This is a genomic window from Janibacter melonis, assembly GCF_020567375.1.
Lineage (GTDB): Bacteria > Actinomycetota > Actinomycetes > Actinomycetales > Dermatophilaceae > Marihabitans > Marihabitans melonis.
The window spans coordinates 811,901-827,744 of the sequence record NZ_JAJBZM010000001.1; the positions used below are offsets into that span (position 1 = coordinate 811,901).

Genomic DNA, 15,844 nt, shown 5'->3' on the forward strand with positions numbered 1-15,844 from the left:
ACACCCGTGGCTGCCAACTGCGACGTCTGCGGCAAGGGCCCGAGCTTCGGGCACTCCATCTCGCACTCCCACCGCCGCACCAAGCGACGCTGGAACCCGAACATCCAGCGCGTCAAGGCTCTCGTCGGTGACGCCGGCAAGACCCCCAAGCGTCTCAACGTCTGCACCTCCTGCCTCAAGGCCGGCAAGGTCAAGCGCTGACCCGCTGAGCACCTGACGGGCCGATCACCTCTTCGAGGTGGTCGGCCTTCGTCGTCCCCACCACCTCGTCGCCTGGTCGCCCCACCCGCCCCTTCGCCCCTTCGCCCCACGTGCCCCAGGTTTCTCGGGTCACCCGATAAACCCCCGCTCTGCACGAGTAAGAAACTCCTGCGAACCAGGGGTAAGTCGTGCTGAGCACCGGCGAAGGGGGACCCAGCCCGGTCCCGCGGCCCCGGCCGCGGGCAGCGGCGTCCCTACCGGCGCGAAGGGGGGATCAGTCGGCGAAGTGGTCCCAGCCGGCGACCTCGTGGGGCACCCCGTCGAGCAGGACCGGCGCCCTCGATCGCTCGACGACGCGGCCGACCACGCGCCACGGGGCGCCCGTCGTCGGCAGCCGGGACGCGTCGGCGAAGCACGCGAGCAGCGCGTGCTCCTCTCCCCCGCCGAGCACCTCGCGCAGCGCCGCCTCGGCCCCGAGGACGTCGAGCAGGTCGCCGTGCGTCTCCGCCCGGAGCGCGGCGCCGTCGAGGTCGACGCTCACGCCGCTCGCCCGGGCCAGGCGACCGGCGTCGCGCACGAGCCCGTCGGAGACGTCGAGCATGGCGCTCGCGCCCGCCCGCGCCGCCTCCGCCCCGGACTGCCACGGGCAGTGCGGCCGGCGGTGCGAGGAGCGCAGCCGGTGGGCCGCCTCCGGGGCCTGCCTGTCGGCCGCCGCGGCCAGCTCGGCGTCGAGGTAGAGCCGCAGCCCCGCCCCCGACCGGCCGAGCGTGCCGCACACGGCGACGACGTCGCCGACGCGGGCACCGCTGCGCCGCACGGGAGCCCGACCGCCGAGGTCCCCGAGGACGGTCATCGCGAGGACCACGCTGCCGGCGGCCGCTCCCGACAGGTCACCGCCGAGCACCGGGGTGGCGCTCTCGCGGGCCGCGGCGGCCACCCCTTCGGCCAGCCCGAGCACCCACTCCACCGGGGTGGCGGGGTCCGCGCTCAGCGCGAGGAGCAGACCCGTCGGGCGCGCCCCCATCGCGGCGACGTCGGCGACGTTCTGCACGACGAGCTTGTGCCCGACGTCCTGCGGACTCGACCAGTCGTCGCGCCAGTCGACACCGAGGACCATCGAGTCGGTCGTCGCGACGACCGACCCGGACGGCGCCTCGACGACCGCGGCGTCGTCGCCGGGCCCGACGGGCACGCCCGGCGCCTCGTCGTGGAGGAGCACCGGCAGCAGCCGGGCGAGCACGGCCTCCTCGTCGAGGTCGGCCAGGCGCAGCGTCGGGTGGTCCACCCCGCCACCATCTCACCGACCCGACCGGCGCGAGAGCGCTGCCGTCGGCTACCGTCGGCGCAGGTGCCCGGAGCGGCCGCGCGCACCGCACGGGCACCAGGGAGGGACATGGTCCAGGCGTACGTCCTCATCCAGACCGAGGTGGGGGTCTCCACCCGCGTGTGCACCGACATCGCCGAGCTGACCGGCGTCGTCGAGGCGCACGACGTCACCGGCCCCTACGACGTCGTCGCCCGCGTCGAGGCCGAGACGATGGCCGACCTCGGCCGGCTCGTCCTCGCGCAGCTCCAGCAGGTCCCGGGCATCACCCGGACGCTCACCTGCCCCATCGTCCACGTGTGAGCGGCCCCGACCGCACGGGTCGCGACCGGCGACCTCTGCTCGCCGGGCTCGTCGTCCTCGTGACCGCGGGCCTGGCCCTCGGCGTCCTCCTCACCCGGACCGGGCCCGTCGACGTCGCGATCCCCGACGGCGGCGACGACCCGGCCTGCCTCGACGCCGGCACCCGCTGGCCCCTCGAGGTCGCCGGGGAGGACGAGCGCGACACCGACCCCGCCGGCACCGCGGTGCACGCGTGGGGCGACCCCGCCGTCATCGCCCGCTGCGGCCTGCCGGCCCTCGGGCCGACCACCGAGCAGTGCATCAGCGTCGACGGCGTCGACTGGGTGGCCCGTGAGCTGAGCGACGGGACCGCGCTCACGACCTTCGGGCGCTCGCCCGCGATCGAGGTGCTCGTGCCCGACGAGGTCGGTCAGGCCCCGCTCGTCCTGCCGGCCTTCGCCGACGCGGCGAAGGCGCTGCCCACCAACGGGCGGCAGTGCGATTGAGCGCTCAGCGCAGCCCGACGGGCCGCTCGAGGGCCAGCTGGACGAGCTCGTCGATGAGGTCGGGGTAGGCCAGGCCGCTCGCCTGCCACATCCGCGGGTACATCGAGTGGGGGGTGAAGCCCGGCATCGTGTTGATCTCGTTGATGACGACCTCGCCGCGGTCGGTGACGAAGCAGTCGACCCGCGCGAGCCCCTCGCACGCCAGCGCGTCGAAGGCCTCGGCCGCGAGCCGGCGCACCTCGTCGCTCACCTGCTCGCTCAGCTCCGCCGGGCAGGACAGCCGCACCGCGGACTCGTCGAGGTACTTGGCCTCGAAGTCGTAGAAGTCGTGCCCGTGCCCGGACTCGACGACGATCTCGCCGGGCAGCGAGGTCCGCGGGGCGTCGAGCCCGTGCCCCTCGAGGACCGCGCACTCGATCTCTCGGCCGACGATGCCGGCCTCGACGATGACCTTGAGGTCGTGCTCGCGGGCGGCCTCGATCGCCGCCTCGAGGTCCTCGGGGCGCTCGACCCGGCTCACGCCCATCGAGGACCCGGCGCGACACGGCTTGACGAAGACCGGCCACGACAGCGCGCCGACCGCGTCCATCGCGGCGGCGGGGTCGGCACGCCACTGCCGGTCGGTGATCACCGTGTACGGGCCGACGGGCAGCCCGGCGCCGGCGAAGACGACCTTCATGTAGTGCTTGTCCATGCCCGCCGCGGAGGCGAGGACGCCCGACCCGACGTAGCGCACGTCGGCGAGCTCGAGCATCCCCTGGAGGGTGCCGTCCTCGCCGTACGGGCCGTGGAGCAGGGGGAAGACGACGTCGACCTCGCCGAAGGCCTGGGGCGGCTGCCCCGGCGCGTGCACGGAGAGGGTGCGGTCGCCGACCGAGGTCGACAGCGCGACCTCCGTGCCGGCGTGGACGACCTCGGGGGTGTGCCCGGGCACGAGGCGCAGGGGCTCGGGGTCGTCGTCGACGAGCACCCAGGACCCGTCGCGGGAGACCCCGATCGGGACGACGTCGTAGCGCTCGCGGTCGATGGCCGAGAGCACCCCCGCCGCCGTCGCGCACGACACGGCGTGCTCGGACGATCGGCCGCCGAAGACGACGGCGACGCGGGGCTTGCGGGGCTCGTGAGTGGTCATCGTCCACGACTGTAGTGCGCCCGGCTCGCCCTCCCGCGCTGCGGATACCGTGTCGCCCATGACGAGCGAGCAGCCCACCGGAGCCGACGGTCACGCGACCCACGCCGGCTCCCCCTTCGCCCCGGCGACCCAGGTCGTCGCCCTCGGCCGGCCCGACCGCGCACCGGGCGCCCCCCTCGCCGTCCCGCCGGTCTTCACCTCGACGTACGCGGCCGACGGCCCCGTCAACTACGCCCGCGCGGGCAACCCGACGTGGAGCGCGCTCGAGGACTCGGTCGGACCGCTCGAAGGGGGCGACGCCCTCGCCTTCGCGTCCGGGATGGCCGCGGTGGCCGCCGTCCTCTCGCTCGTGCCGACGGGCGGCACCGTCGTGGCCCCCTTCGCCGCGTACAACGGTGTCGTCGTCAGCCTCACCGAGGCGCAGGAGGCCGGGCGACTCGCCGTGCGCTGGGTCGACGTCACCGACGCCGAGGCCGTCGAGGCGGCCCTGCCCGGCGCCGACCTGCTGTGGCTCGAGTCGCCGACCAACCCGCTGCTCGACCTCGCCGACGTCGAGCGGCTCGCGCACGCAGGCCGGGCGGCCGGGGCGGTCGTCGCGGTCGACAACACCTTCGCCACCCCGCTGCTCCAGCAGCCGCTCGCCCTCGGCGCCGACGTCAGCGTGCACTCGGCGACGAAGTACCTCTCCGGGCACTCCGACGTCATCCTCGGCATGACGATCACCGGCACCGACGAGCGCGGCCGTGCGCTGCGCGACCGGTTGGCCCGCCACCGCCTGCTCGGCGGCGCGATCCCCGGCCCGATGGAGGCCTGGCTCGTCCTGCGCGGCCTGCGCACCCTCGCCGTGCGCCTCGAGCGCGCCTGCGAGAACGCCGTCGAGCTCGCGGCCCGCCTGCGCGAGCACCCGTCCGTCACCCGTGTGCGCTACCCCGGTCTCGGCGCGATCGTCTCGGTCGAGACCGTCGGCGGGGCCGAGGGCGCGGAGCGGGTCTGCGCGGGCACCCACCTGTGGTCGCACTCGACGAGCCTCGGCGGGGTCGAGAGCCAGCTCGAGCGGCGCCGCCGCCAGCCCGGCGAGCCCGAGTCCACCCCCGTCGACCTCGTGCGCCTGTCCGTGGGCATCGAGGACGTCGAGGACCTCTGGCGCGACCTCGACGCCGCGCTCCGACTCGCCTGAGCGCCCCAGCTTTCCCGCCCAGGGCGGGAAAGCTCGACCTCGGGCAAGAACATTTCTTTCCCGAGGTCGCATGTTCCCGCCCTGGGCGGGAAAGCTGTGACAGGGCGAGGGGGGGTCAGTCGGTCTCGGGCTTGCGGGCCCGGGAGAGCAGGGCGTGGACGACGTCGGGCACCGAGGTCCCCTCGTGCACGCACGCGCTCACCTGCTCGATGATCGGCACGTCGACGCCGTGGGCGCGGGCGAGGTCGAGGATCGAGGAGCACGACTTCACCCCTTCGGCCGTCTGGCGCGTGTGCTCCTGCACCTCGGCGACGCTCATGCCGCGGCCCAGCCCCACCCCGAAGGAGTGGTTGCGCGACAGCGGCGACATGCACGTCGCGATGAGGTCGCCGACGCCGGCGAGCCCGGCGAAGGTCCGCGCGTCGGCCCCGAGCGCGACGCCGAGCCGCGTCATCTCGGCCAGCCCGCGGGTGATGATCGAGGACTTCGTGTTGTCGCCCAGGCCCATGCCCTCGGCCATGCCGACGGCGAGCGCGATGACGTTCTTCACCGCTCCGCCGACCTCCGCGCCGACGAGGTCGGTCGAGGTGTACGGGCGGAAGTAGCTCGTCGCGCAGGCCGCGGCGACGAGGTCCGCCGCGCCCTGGTCGGGGCAGGCGACGACGGTCGCGGCCGGCTGGCGCTGGACGATCTCGCGGGCGAGGTTCGGTCCGGACACGACGGCGATGCGCTCGGTGGGCACCCCCCCGACCTCGCTGATGACCTCGCTCATCCGCTTCGTCGTGCCGAGCTCGACGCCCTTCATCAGCGAGACGACGACGCCCTGGCTCAGCACGTCGCCCCACGCCCCGAGGTTCTCCCGCAGCGACTGGCTCGGCACGGACAGCACGACGACCTGCGCGCCGTCGGCCGCCTCGGCCGGGTCGGTCGTCGCCGAGATCGACTGCGGCAGCTCGTGGTCGGGCAGGTAGTCCTCGTTGCGCCCGCGGTTGATCTGCGCGACGAGCTCGGGGCGACGGGCCCAGATGCTCACGTCGTTGCCGCCGTCGGCGAGCACCGTGGCGAAGGCGGTGCCCCAGCTGCCGCCCCCGAAGACCGCGACCTTGCTCATGCTGCTCCTCCTGAGTCGAGCCGTCCGCGCGCGTGGCGGTAGTCGCCGGTCGTCGCGATGCCGTGGGCCTGGGGGTCGAAGCGCACCGCGGGCGCCCGCTCCCCGCGCAGCTGCTCCACCTCGTGGGTGATCGCCGCCATGATCCGGTCGGTCGCCTCCATGACGACGACCGTCGTGAGGTCGCGCTCGTAGAGGTCGCTGAGGTCGACCGGCGGGCCGAAGCGGATGTGGGTCGTGCGGCGCGGCAGCAGGCGCGGGACCTTCGCGTACTGCGGCAGGATCGCCTGCGGCCCCCACTGGGCGATGGGGATGACGGGGCAGCGGGCCTCGAGCGCGAGCCGCGCCGCGCCGGTCTTGCCGCGCATCGGCCACTCGTCGGGGTCACGGGTCAGGGTGCCCTCGGGGTAGATCGCGACGCACCGGCCCTGCTCGAGCGCGGCGACGGCGTCGCGCAGCGCGGACGCGGCGTCGTGCCGCTCGCGGTAGACCGGCACCTGACGGGCCTGGCGCATGATCGGCCCGAGCCACCACGACTCGAAGAGCTCGCTCTTGGCCATGAAGGTCGGCGCGATCCCCTCGTCGTAGAGCGTGTGCGCCCACGGGAAGGGGTCGAGGTAGGAGATGTGGTTCGGCGTCACGAGGAAGCCGCCCGACCTCGGCACGTGCTCCAGCCCGGTCACCGAGTACGGCGTGAGCGCGCGCAGCAGCGGGCGCAGCACGGTGGCGACGAGGCGGTACATCCACGGCACCTGCGTCCGGTGCTCGGCCACGGCGCCTCCTGCTCGACCTCGTCGTCCCGCCCGCCGACGTCCGGTCGGGCTGCGGTCACCATAGCCAGGATTAGGGTTGCGGCCATGCAGGCCACGGTTTTCTCGAACGACACGGACGGCGTCGTCCTCGTCACCGACACCGGGCGCCGGCTGCGCGCGCCGTTCTCGGCCTTCGCGGGCAGCGGCCTCATCCACGTGCGACCCGGCCAGCGGCTGTCGGTCGAGCTCGGTGCAGACGACCAGGTCAGCCGCGCGTGGGTCGTCGGGATCGGCGAGGGCGAGCGGATCGACTGACGACGCCGCACGCCCACGACCGGGGGTCGTGGGCGTGCGCGGGTCGGGGCGAAGGGGGATCAGCTCGCGCTCTTCTTCGCCGGCGTCGACTTCTTCGTCGTGCTCGACGAGGTCTTCTTCGCCGGGGTCTTCTTCGCCGGTGTGGTCTTCGTCGTGGTCGACGTGGTCTTCTTCGCCGTGCTCGTGGACGCCGTCTTCTTCGCCGGCGCGCTCTTCGACGCCGTGCTCTTGGCGGCCGTCTTCTTCGCGGGCGCGCTCTTGGCCGCCGTGCTCTTCGACGCCGTCTTCTTCGACGCCGTCTTCTTCGGCGCCGTGCTCTTCGACGCCGTGCTCTTCGACGCCGAGCCCGCGGCGGCGGACGAGCGCCGCGCCGCGGCCCCTCCCCCGAGGCCGGCGACCTTCGCCGCGGTGTCGACCGCCGAGGCGACCGTCCCGGCCGCGGCCCGCGCGACGGCCGGAGCCGCCTTGGGCAACGAGGTCGGGTTGGCGACGTAGCCCTTGAAGCTCGTGGCCGCCTTGAAGCGCGGGACCGACGTCTTCGGGATCTTCACCGGCTCGCCGGTCTGCGGGTTGCGCCCCGTCCGCGCGGCCCGCGCCGCCTTCTCGAAGGTCCCGAATCCCGTGATCGCGACCTTGCCCCCCTTGCTCACCTCGCGCACGATGGCGTCCAGCACCGCGTCCAGCGCGTCGGTGGCGGCCTTGCGGCTGCCGAGGCTGGCCTCGATCGACTTGATGAGTTCTGCCTTGTTCACGTTCGCTCCACAGGTACGTCTGCGCCGGGGTCCCCGGCAGGTGGACGACCGGGCGACGTTGCCCGGTCACCCCCGACGGTAGAACGCGTGGCGGCCCGCCGAGGCGGCAACGAGCAGACTGGGTGGGCGAATTCGTCACCGGGCGAAGGGGGTTCCCCCTTCGCCCGGGTCTCAGACCGGCTGGGTCGTGGGCTTGAAGGCGGGCCGGCCGGCCTCGAAGGCGTCGATGTCCTCGGCGTGCGAGAGGGTGAGGCCGATGTCGTCGAGGCCCTCGAGCAGACGCCACCGCGTGTAGTCGTCGACCTCGAAGGGGTAGACGCCTTCGCCGGCCGTCACGGTACGGGCGGTGAGGTCGACGGTGATCTGCGCACCGGGCTCGTTCTCGAGGTACTTCCACAGCAGCTCGACGTCGTCCTGGCTGACGATCGCGGTGAGCAGGCCCTGCTTGCCGGAGTTGCCACGGAAGATGTCGGCGAAGCGGCTGGAGATGACGACGCGGAAGCCGTAGTCCATGAGCGCCCACACGGCGTGCTCGCGCGAGGACCCCGTGCCGAAGTCCGCGCCCGCGACGAGGACCGAGCCCTGCGCGAAGGCCGGCTGGTTGAGCACGAAGGTCTCGTCACCGCGCCAGGCGGCGAAGAGCCCGTCCTCGAAGCCCGTGCGGGACACGCGCTTGAGGTAGACGGCGGGGATGATCTGGTCGGTGTCGACGTTGCTGCGGCGCAGCGGGACGCCGACCCCGGTGTGGGTGGTGAACTTCTCCATTGCTCAGCTCCTCGCGCTGCTGGCGCCGCCGGCGCCGACGGGGGTGGGGTCGAGGTCGGCCGGGCTGGCCAGCGTGCCGCGCACGGCGGTGGCGGCCGCGACGAGCGGGCTCACGAGGTGAGTGCGCCCGCCCTTGCCCTGACGGCCCTCGAAGTTGCGGTTCGACGTCGACGCGCTGCGTTCGCCGGGGGCGAGGATGTCGGGGTTCATGCCCAGGCACATCGAGCAGCCGGGCAGGCGCCACTCGGCGCCGGCCGCCGTGAAGACCTCGTCGAGGCCCTCGGCCTCGGCCTGGAGGCGCACGCGCGCCGAGCCGGGCACGACGAGCATCCGCACGCCGTCGGCGACGCTGCGCCCGCGCACCACCTCGGCGGCGGCACGCAGGTCCTCGATGCGGCCGTTCGTGCACGACCCGACGAAGACGGTGTCGACGGCGATGTCGCGCAGCGGCGTGCCGGCGGTCAGGCCCATGTACTCGAGGGCGCGAGCGGCGGCGACCCGGTCGGACTCGTCGCCGAAGGACTCGGGGTCGGGCACGGCGTCGCCGAGCGGCGCGCCCTGGCCGGGGTTGGTGCCCCAGGTGACGAAGGGGGTCAGGCTCGCCGCGTCGATCTCGACGACGGCGTCGAAGGTCGCGTCGTCGTCGGTGCGCAGCTCGCGCCAGGCGGCGACGGCGTCGTCCCAGTCCTGGCCCTTCGGCGCGTGCTCGCGCTCGCGCAGGTACTCGAAGGTCGTCTCGTCGGGCGCGATGAGCCCGGCGCGGGCACCGGCCTCGATCGACATGTTGCACACGGTCATCCGCGACTCCATCGACATGGCCTCGATGGCCGGGCCGCGGTACTCGAGGACGTAGCCCTGGCCGCCGCCGGTGCCGATCTTGGCGATGACGGCGAGGATGATGTCCTTCGCGGTGACGCCGGGGGCCGGCTCGCCGACGACCTCGATCGCCATGGTGCGGAAGGGCTTGAGCGAGAGGGTCTGCGTGGCGAGGACGTGCTCGACCTCGCTCGTGCCGATGCCGAGCGCGATCGCGCCGAAGGCCCCGTGCGTCGAGGTGTGGCTGTCGCCGCAGACCACCGTCATGCCGGGCTGGGTGAGACCCAGCTGCGGGCCGACGACGTGGACGATGCCCTGCTCCGCGTCACCCATGGGGAAGAGGCGGACGCCGAACTCCTCGCAGTTGCTGCGCAGGGTCTCGACCTGGGTGCGGCTCACCGGGTCGGTGATCGGCCCCGGGGTCGTCGGCACGTTGTGGTCCTCGGTGGCGAGGGTGAGATCGGGGCGGCGCACGCCGCGACCGGCCAGACGCAGCCCCTCGAAGGCCTGCGGGCTCGTCACCTCGTGGAGCAGGTGGAGGTCGATGTAGAGCAGGTCCGGCTCGCCCTCGGCACGTCGCACGACGTGTGCGTCCCACACCTTCTCGGCCAGGGTCTTGCCCATCGCTTGCTCCTGCTCTGCGTGTCGTGACGGTCGCCGACGACGCCGGCGGCCGTGTCCGTCCTGTCGAGGTTCGCACGGCTCCGGGGGGCCAGAGGTTGCGTCTCATGAGGTGAGATGCCAGTATCAGCACATGGACAACGGAAGTGGCGTCGGCGTACTCGACAAGGCCGCCGTCGTGCTGAGCGCCCTCGAGGCCGGCCCTTCGACACTCGCCCAGCTCGTCACGGCGACCGGTCTGGCGCGCCCGACCGCGCACCGCCTCGCGGTCGCGCTCGAGCACCACCGGCTCGTCGGGCGTGACATGCAGGGGCGCTTCATCCTCGGCCCGCGCCTGGGCGAGCTCGCCGCCTCGGCGGGCGAGGACAAGCTCCTCGTCGCGGCCGCCCCGGTGCTCGGCGCCCTGCGCGACCACACGAACGAGTCGGCCCAGCTCTTCCGCCGCCAGGGCGAGCACCGCGTGTGCGTCTCGGCCGCCGAGCGACCGGTCGGCCTGCGCGACTCGATCCCCGTCGGCGCGACCCTGAGCATGCTCGCCGGCTCCGCCGCGCAGGTGCTCCTCGCGTGGGAGGAGCCGGACCGGCTGCACCGCGGCCTCCACGGCGCCGCCTTCAGCGCGACGATGCTCTCGCAGGTGCGTCGTCGCGGGTGGGCGCAGAGCGTCGGCGAGCGCGAGGCGGGCGTCGCGTCGGTCTCCGCCCCCGTGCGCTCCCCCTCCGGCCGCGTCATCGCCGCCGTGTCGATCTCCGGACCCATCGAGCGCCTGTCGCGCCAGCCCGGTCGGCTGCACGCCGCGACGGTCATCGCCGGCGCCAACAAGCTCACCGAGGTCCTCGAGCGCCACGCGAAGGCCGCCGAGGTGGCCGACCGCGACACCGAGTAGCCCGCCCCTCCGCCTTCGCGAGGTATGGCGATCCGCCGCAGATCCCCCCGATCTGGCGGCGGATCGCCATATCTGGGCGAAGGGGTGGGTCGAGGGGCGCGAAGGGGGGGGTGCCGCGGGGAGCGCCGACCGCCCCGGAGACGACGAAGACCCCCGCTCTGACGAGCGGGGGTCTTCGACCGATGTAGCCCCGACGGGATTCGAACCCGCGCTACCGCCTTGAGAGGGCGGCGTGCTAGGCCACTACACAACGGGGCCATTGCTGCTCTGCGACTGCGTGAGCCGCTCGGACAACGAAGGAGACCTTACCCGTAAGGGCTCGGATTCTCCGAATCCGTCTGTCTCGCCAGAAGGCGGGACGACCAGCGCTGGGGTACCAGGACTCGAACCTAGAACGACTGAACCAGAATCAGCTGTGTTGCCAATTACACCATACCCCAAGGGGGTACCACCGCTCCTTCGTGACGAGTCACGCGCGAGCAGCGCACCGAGGGATGATGCTAGCCAAGAAGGCCGCTCGTCCCAAATCGCGCTCAGCCGAGCTCAGCCCGCAGCCGACGCAGACGCGCCAGGGTCGAGTGCTGGCCGAGGATCTCCATCGACTCGAAGAGCGGCGGGCTGATCCGCTGGCCCGACACGGCGGTGCGCAGCGGGCCGAAGGCCAGACGCGGCTTGAGCCCCATCCCCTCGACGATCGCCGCGCGCAGCGCCGCCTCGATCTGCTCCGCGTGCCACTGGTTGCCCTCGCGCGCCTCGGCCGAGAGCACCCCGTCCGGCACGTGCAGGCCCTTGAGCGCGGTGATCGCCGCGTCGAGCACCGCGGGCGCGTCGTCCTTGAGCCCGTCCCGGGCGTCCTGGGCGATCTCGAGCTCGTCGTCGGCGACGTAGAAGGGCGCGACGAGCGCGGGCGCCTCGGACAGCAGCGCCATCCGCGTCGAGATGAGCTCGGTGATGCTGCGCAGGCGCGCCAGCTCGCCGAGCGAGGGGTTCTCGCCGAGGACGCCGGCGGTCTGCAGGTAGGGCAGCAGGCGTCCGGCGAGGTCGTCGACGTCGAGGTCGCGGATGTACTGGCCGTTGAGCCAGTCGAGCTTCTTGAGGTCGAAGATCGGCCCGACCGTGTTGACCTTGCTCCACGCGAAGTCGCGGCTGAAGTCGGCGAAGGTGAACTTCTCGACGTCGGCGCCGTCCTCCCCCTTCGCCGGCGGGTAGGCCAGCAGGCCGAGGAAGTTGACGACCGCCTCCGGCAGGTAGCCCTGCTCGCGGAACCACGTGAGGCGCGCCCACGGGTTCTTGCGCTTGGAGATCTTGCTCTTGTTCTCGTTGCGCAGCAGCGGCATGTGGGCGAACTTCGGCGGGGTGAGGCCGAGCCACCGGTAGAGCAGGACGTGCTTGGGGGTCGAGGAGATCCACTCCTCGCCGCGCACGACGTGCGTGATGCCCATCTCGTGGTCGTCGACGACGACGGCGAGGTGGTAGGTCGGGAAGCCGTCGGCCTTGAGGATGACCTGGTCGTCGGGGCGCGGCGCCGACACGGTGCCGCGGATGACGTCCTCGAAGGTCGTCGGCGCGTCCTCGGGCACGAGCATGCGCACGACGGGGGTCTCGGTGAAGCCCTCGAGCTCGGCGCGCTCCTCGCGCGTCTTGCCCACGCACATGCGGTCGTAGCCGGTCGGCTGCTTGAGCTTCTGCTGGCCCTCGCGCATCGCCGACAGGCGCTCCGTGGAGCACCAGCAGTGGTAGGCGTGGCCGTCGGCGATGAGCCGCTCGACGTACGGGCGGTAGGTGTCGAGGCGCTCGCTCTGGCGGTAGGGCGCGTACGGGCCGCCGACGTCCGGGCCCTCGTCCCACGTCAGGCCCAGCCAGCTCAGGGTGTCGTAGAGCTGGGCCTCGCTCGTCGCGTCGAAGCGCGCTCGGTCGGTGTCCTCGACCCGCAGGACGAAGGAGCCCTCCTGCTGGCGGACGAAGGCGAGGTTGAAGAGGGCCATGTAGGCCGTGCCGACGTGCGGGTCGCCGGTGGGCGACGGGGCGACGCGGAGGCGGGGACGGCTGGGCGCGGAGGGGGTCTGCTCGGTCATGATCCCCCGAGTCTAGGGAGTCCGCCGATCAGTCGGGGTAGCGCTCCGCGAGGGCGTCGGTCATCGGGTCCCACGTGTGGCCCCACACCCCCTCGCCGAGCCCGGCGCCGACCGCCGCGCCCTCGCCGACGTCCTCCTGCCAGTCGGTGAGGTCGCCGTCGCCGAGCCCGACGAGACCGCCGACGAGACCGCCGATGCCGGCGCTCGTGCCGACGACGACGTCGCGCTCCGGGCTCGGCGGGGTGTCGAGGACGATCTGGGTGCCCGGGGCGTCGGGCAGACCGGTCGCCTGCTGCAACCCGGTGAGCCCGTCGGTGGAGACGCTGTACGCCCGCATCTGCCCGGCGCCGGCCTCGGCGAGCACGCTCGCGCCGGTCGAGCCGTCGGCGCGCATCGCTGCGGCCTCGGCGGCGGTGGTCGGGTGGATCCCTGCGGCGTCGAAGGTCACCGCGGGCTGGCCGGTGGCGAGCCCGGCGGCGGCGGCGAGCCCGCCGCCGAGGCTGTGCCCGGTGAAGGTGACCTCTCCCCCGGTCGCCGCCTGCACGTCGAGCCCGAGCTGCATCGCGGCCGTGTACTGCGGGTCGCCGGCGCCGAGGGCCTGCCGGCCGTTGGTCACCCAGTCCTCGCCCTCGACGCTGCCCTGGAAGGCGACGACGTAGCCGCCGTCCTCGGTGCGGAAGACGTAGGCCTGCGGGGTCGAGTCCGGGCCGAAGCGCGCGGGGTCGAGCCCGAGCTCGGTGAGCTCAGCGGCGCTGACCTCGGTGTACCCCTCGGGCAGCGCCGGCTGCTGGTAGCCGATGACGGGCACGCCGTGCAGCGGGTGCCTCGTGCCCTGGGCGTAGAAGGCCAGGCCCCACAGGTCCCGGTCGACGGGCTGGCCCTCGGTGCCGCGCACGTCGTCGTCGAAGGTGGACCCACCGGGCGGTGACTGGGGCGTGGGCCCCTGGGGCAGTCGTCCACCGCCGAAGGGGGCGACGGAGCCGCCTGCAGACCCGCTGGCTCTCCCGCCGACCTGCCCGCTCGCGTCCTGCTGCTCCTGGGCCTGGCGCTGCAGCTCTGCCGCCAGCGCGTCGAGCATCTGCGAGCACCGCTCGAGATCTCCTCGGGCACGCGCCCACCGGTGCGCGAAGCGCTCGAGGTCGTCTCCCTCCCAGGCGCCCTGGAGGGTGACGAGCTGGGCGCGACCGCTGTCACCGACCTGTGTCGTCTGCCGTGCCGTCGCCGTCAGCCGCGCGCTGATCTCGCGCAGGACGGCGGCGTCGGCGCCGTGCGTCAGCGTCATCGCCGCTCCTCACCCCGGGGTCGCGTGCACCGTAACCAGGGGGTGAGGGCGGGCGCGATGGGGAGGACTCCCCTGTCGTGTCAGTCCTCGGCGGCGACGAAGGGGTTGGACAGGGTCCCGATCTGGGCGATCTCGACCTCGACCCGCTGCCCGGCGACCACCCGGCCGACACCCGCGGGGGTGCCGGTGAGGATGACGTCGCCGGGCAGGAGGGTGAAGGCCTTGCTCGCGTAGGAGACGAGCTCGGCGACGCCGTGCACCATGTCCGAGCTGTGCCCGTCCTGGGCCACCTCGCCGTCGAGCGTGGTGACGATGTCGACGGACTGCGGGTCGAGGTCGGTCTCGATCCACGGCCCGAGCGGGCAGAAGGTGTCCAGGCCCTTGGCCCGGGCCCACTGCCCGTCACCGCGCTGGAGGTCGCGCGCGGTGACGTCGTTGGCGATCGTGTAGCCGAAGATCACCTTCCGCACCTCCTCGGGCTCGATGTCCTTGCACATCCGCCCGATGATCACCGCAAGCTCTCCCTCGAAGGAGACCTCTTTCGTGATCGGCGGGATGACGACGGGGTCGCCCGGGCCGACGACCGCGGTGTTCGGCACGAGGAACATCATCGGCTCGGCCGGGACCTCGTTGCCCATCTCCGCGGCGTGGTCGGCGTAGTTGCGCCCGATCCCGATGATCTTGCTGCGCGGGATCACGGGCGCGAGCAGCCGCACCTCCTCGACCGTCGTCGTCCGTCCGGTCAGCTCGATCCGCTGGTAGAGCGGGTCGCCGCTGACCTCGGCGATCTTCGTCCCGTCGCCGTCGACCAGGCCGTAGACCGGGTCATCTCCTGTGGTGTACCTCGCGATGCGCACGGGGTCACCCTAGTTCGAGGCCCTCACAGCTCGGCGACGACGGCCGTGGCCATCCGTGCGTAGCCCTCGTCCGTGGGGTGGATGTCGCCCTGGCTGCAGTAGTACGTCCAGTCGCAGATGAGCGAGACGTTGCGCGGGAGGGTGCCGAAGGACGCGCTCTTGCGCGGACGCCAGCTGTCCGTGTGGAAGTACGTCGAGACCTTCGCGACGTCGGCGCGGCCCTCGAAGGCGGCGAAGGAGACGACGCCGGTGAGCAGGTGCGAGAAGATGAGCGACTGCTTGGCGGTCTCCTGGCCGGCGGCACCCTTGACCCACTCGCCGAGGAAGACGTCGTAGTTGTCGAGCACGACGATCTGGGCGTTCGGGGCGGCGGCGCGCAGCCGGCGCACGATCTCGGCGAGGTTGGTCGTCAGCGTCGTCGTCGCCTTCTGGATGCACTCGGCGTCGACCGAGCCCGAGCGGGCGCAGGGGACGACGTCGTTGCCCCCGAGGCTGAGGGTGATGGTGCGGACGTTCGTGCGGCCCTTCATGAAGGCCTCGGCGCGCGCCATCTGGCTGCCCTCGCCGTAGTCGCAGCGCCCGCCCTTGAGGAAGGTCGTGCTCGTCTCGCCGCTGCAGCCGAAGGTGCGGATGTCGGTGTTGCGGTTCGTCGCGCGGACCGCCTTGAGGACGGCGCCGTTGTACCCGGCGCGCGGCTGGTCCTTCGTCTGCGGCTGGTAGCCCATCGAGAGGGAGTCGCCGAGGCTCATGTAGTAGCCGTAGGGGCCGGGCGGGTTGATCGGGGCCGCCGGGGCGGCCGCGCCGGTCACGCGCTCGGAGTGGGTCGGCAGCGCCTGGACGGCCCCGGCTCCGAGACCGAGGGCTGCGGCCGCCGCGACGAGCGCGGCGGTGGTCCGGGAGCGGGCGAAGGGGTGAGCACGACGCGGCATGGCGTCCTCCATCTGACAGGGGGTGGCGGCCGCGTCCTCGCAGGTCGGCGGCGGTGGCGGTGCCTCA

17 protein-coding genes and 2 tRNA genes are annotated in these 15,844 nt (G+C 73.2%); 6 read left to right on the forward strand and 13 right to left on the reverse strand.

Annotated elements, in window-relative coordinates; genetic code table 11:
• Positions 1-6: 6 nt before the first annotated feature.
• Positions 7-201 (forward strand): 50S ribosomal protein L28, encoded by a 195-nt coding sequence (rpmB, locus tag LIV55_RS03765; protein WP_068274554.1) that lies wholly within the window; start codon positions 7-9, stop codon positions 199-201.
• A 274-nt stretch (positions 202-475) separates the two neighbouring features.
• Here the strand turns inward: rpmB and thiL are convergent, their stop codons facing one another.
• Positions 476-1,486, reverse strand: a complete 1,011-nt coding sequence (thiL, locus tag LIV55_RS03770) for a thiamine-phosphate kinase (RefSeq protein ID WP_229299225.1) — start codon at positions 1,484-1,486, stop codon at positions 476-478.
• A 108-nt stretch (positions 1,487-1,594) separates the two neighbouring features.
• Here thiL and LIV55_RS03775 point away from each other — a divergent pair, with 108 nt between their 5' ends.
• Positions 1,595-1,828, forward strand: a complete 234-nt coding sequence (locus LIV55_RS03775; RefSeq protein WP_068274551.1) for an Lrp/AsnC family transcriptional regulator — start codon at positions 1,595-1,597, stop codon at positions 1,826-1,828.
• A complete protein-coding gene (locus LIV55_RS03780; protein WP_224767050.1) occupies positions 1,825-2,313 on the forward strand; it encodes a DUF3515 family protein in 489 nt (162 codons plus the stop codon). Before LIV55_RS03775 ends, LIV55_RS03780 begins: the two co-directional genes overlap by 4 nt.
• Before the next feature lie 4 nt (positions 2,314-2,317).
• Here LIV55_RS03780 and LIV55_RS03785 read toward each other — a convergent pair whose 3' ends face one another.
• Positions 2,318-3,445: a D-alanine--D-alanine ligase family protein gene (locus LIV55_RS03785; protein WP_123093292.1), complete on the reverse strand. Its 1,128-nt coding sequence runs from the start codon at positions 3,443-3,445 to the stop codon at positions 2,318-2,320.
• A gap of 58 nt (positions 3,446-3,503) precedes the next feature.
• Here LIV55_RS03785 and LIV55_RS03790 point away from each other — a divergent pair, with 58 nt between their 5' ends.
• Positions 3,504-4,622: a trans-sulfuration enzyme family protein gene (locus LIV55_RS03790; RefSeq protein WP_123093293.1), complete on the forward strand. Its 1,119-nt coding sequence runs from the start codon at positions 3,504-3,506 to the stop codon at positions 4,620-4,622.
• A 115-nt stretch (positions 4,623-4,737) separates the two neighbouring features.
• Here LIV55_RS03790 and LIV55_RS03795 read toward each other — a convergent pair whose 3' ends face one another.
• Positions 4,738-5,733 carry an NAD(P)H-dependent glycerol-3-phosphate dehydrogenase gene (locus LIV55_RS03795; protein ID WP_229299226.1) on the reverse strand — a complete coding sequence of 332 codons (996 nt, stop codon included), beginning with the start codon at positions 5,731-5,733 and terminating at the stop codon, positions 4,738-4,740.
• A complete protein-coding gene (locus LIV55_RS03800; protein WP_191565010.1) occupies positions 5,730-6,503 on the reverse strand; it encodes a lysophospholipid acyltransferase family protein in 774 nt (257 codons plus the stop codon). Before LIV55_RS03800 ends, LIV55_RS03795 begins: the two co-directional genes overlap by 4 nt.
• A gap of 84 nt (positions 6,504-6,587) precedes the next feature.
• On the opposite strand from LIV55_RS03800, the gene LIV55_RS03805 reads away from it, so the two are divergent.
• A complete protein-coding gene (locus tag LIV55_RS03805) occupies positions 6,588-6,797 on the forward strand; it encodes a hypothetical protein (RefSeq protein WP_191565009.1) in 210 nt (69 codons plus the stop codon).
• Between the two features lie 59 nt (positions 6,798-6,856).
• Here the strand turns inward: LIV55_RS03805 and LIV55_RS17100 are convergent, their stop codons facing one another.
• The 3 genes from LIV55_RS17100 to leuC all read right to left on the reverse strand — a co-directional run bounded on the left by LIV55_RS17100 (position 6,857) and on the right by leuC (position 9,754).
• The gene (locus LIV55_RS17100) at positions 6,857-7,549 is read right to left on the reverse strand and encodes an HU family DNA-binding protein (protein WP_308012867.1); all 693 of its coding nucleotides are present in this window, start codon (positions 7,547-7,549) and stop codon (positions 6,857-6,859) included.
• Between the two features lie 171 nt (positions 7,550-7,720).
• A complete protein-coding gene (gene leuD / locus LIV55_RS03815; protein ID WP_201467374.1) occupies positions 7,721-8,314 on the reverse strand; it encodes a 3-isopropylmalate dehydratase small subunit in 594 nt (197 codons plus the stop codon).
• Positions 8,315-8,317: 3 nt separating this feature from the next.
• Positions 8,318-9,754, reverse strand: a complete 1,437-nt coding sequence (gene leuC, locus LIV55_RS03820; protein ID WP_191565006.1) for a 3-isopropylmalate dehydratase large subunit — start codon at positions 9,752-9,754, stop codon at positions 8,318-8,320.
• Positions 9,755-9,884: 130 nt separating this feature from the next.
• Between leuC and LIV55_RS03825 the strand changes: the two genes are divergently transcribed.
• Positions 9,885-10,634 (forward strand): IclR family transcriptional regulator, encoded by a 750-nt coding sequence (locus tag LIV55_RS03825; RefSeq protein ID WP_068274529.1) that lies wholly within the window; start codon positions 9,885-9,887, stop codon positions 10,632-10,634.
• A 185-nt stretch (positions 10,635-10,819) separates the two neighbouring features.
• Here LIV55_RS03825 and LIV55_RS03830 read toward each other — a convergent pair.
• The 6 genes from LIV55_RS03830 to LIV55_RS03855 all read right to left on the reverse strand — a co-directional run bounded on the left by LIV55_RS03830 (position 10,820) and on the right by LIV55_RS03855 (position 15,777).
• Positions 10,820-10,892: transfer RNA gene (locus tag LIV55_RS03830), tRNA-Glu, on the reverse strand.
• A gap of 110 nt (positions 10,893-11,002) precedes the next feature.
• Positions 11,003-11,074, reverse strand: a tRNA-Gln gene (locus LIV55_RS03835).
• Between the two features lie 93 nt (positions 11,075-11,167).
• A complete protein-coding gene (gltX, locus tag LIV55_RS03840) occupies positions 11,168-12,709 on the reverse strand; it encodes a glutamate--tRNA ligase (protein WP_229299227.1) in 1,542 nt (513 codons plus the stop codon).
• A 28-nt stretch (positions 12,710-12,737) separates the two neighbouring features.
• Positions 12,738-13,991, reverse strand: a complete 1,254-nt coding sequence (locus LIV55_RS03845) for a WXG100 family type VII secretion target (RefSeq protein WP_229299228.1) — start codon at positions 13,989-13,991, stop codon at positions 12,738-12,740.
• 80 nt (positions 13,992-14,071) lie between these two features.
• Positions 14,072-14,848, reverse strand: a complete 777-nt coding sequence (locus tag LIV55_RS03850; RefSeq protein ID WP_068274523.1) for a fumarylacetoacetate hydrolase family protein — start codon at positions 14,846-14,848, stop codon at positions 14,072-14,074.
• Between the two features lie 23 nt (positions 14,849-14,871).
• Positions 14,872-15,777: an SGNH/GDSL hydrolase family protein gene (locus LIV55_RS03855; protein ID WP_191564468.1), complete on the reverse strand. Its 906-nt coding sequence runs from the start codon at positions 15,775-15,777 to the stop codon at positions 14,872-14,874.
• Between the last annotated feature and the right edge of the window lie 67 nt (positions 15,778-15,844).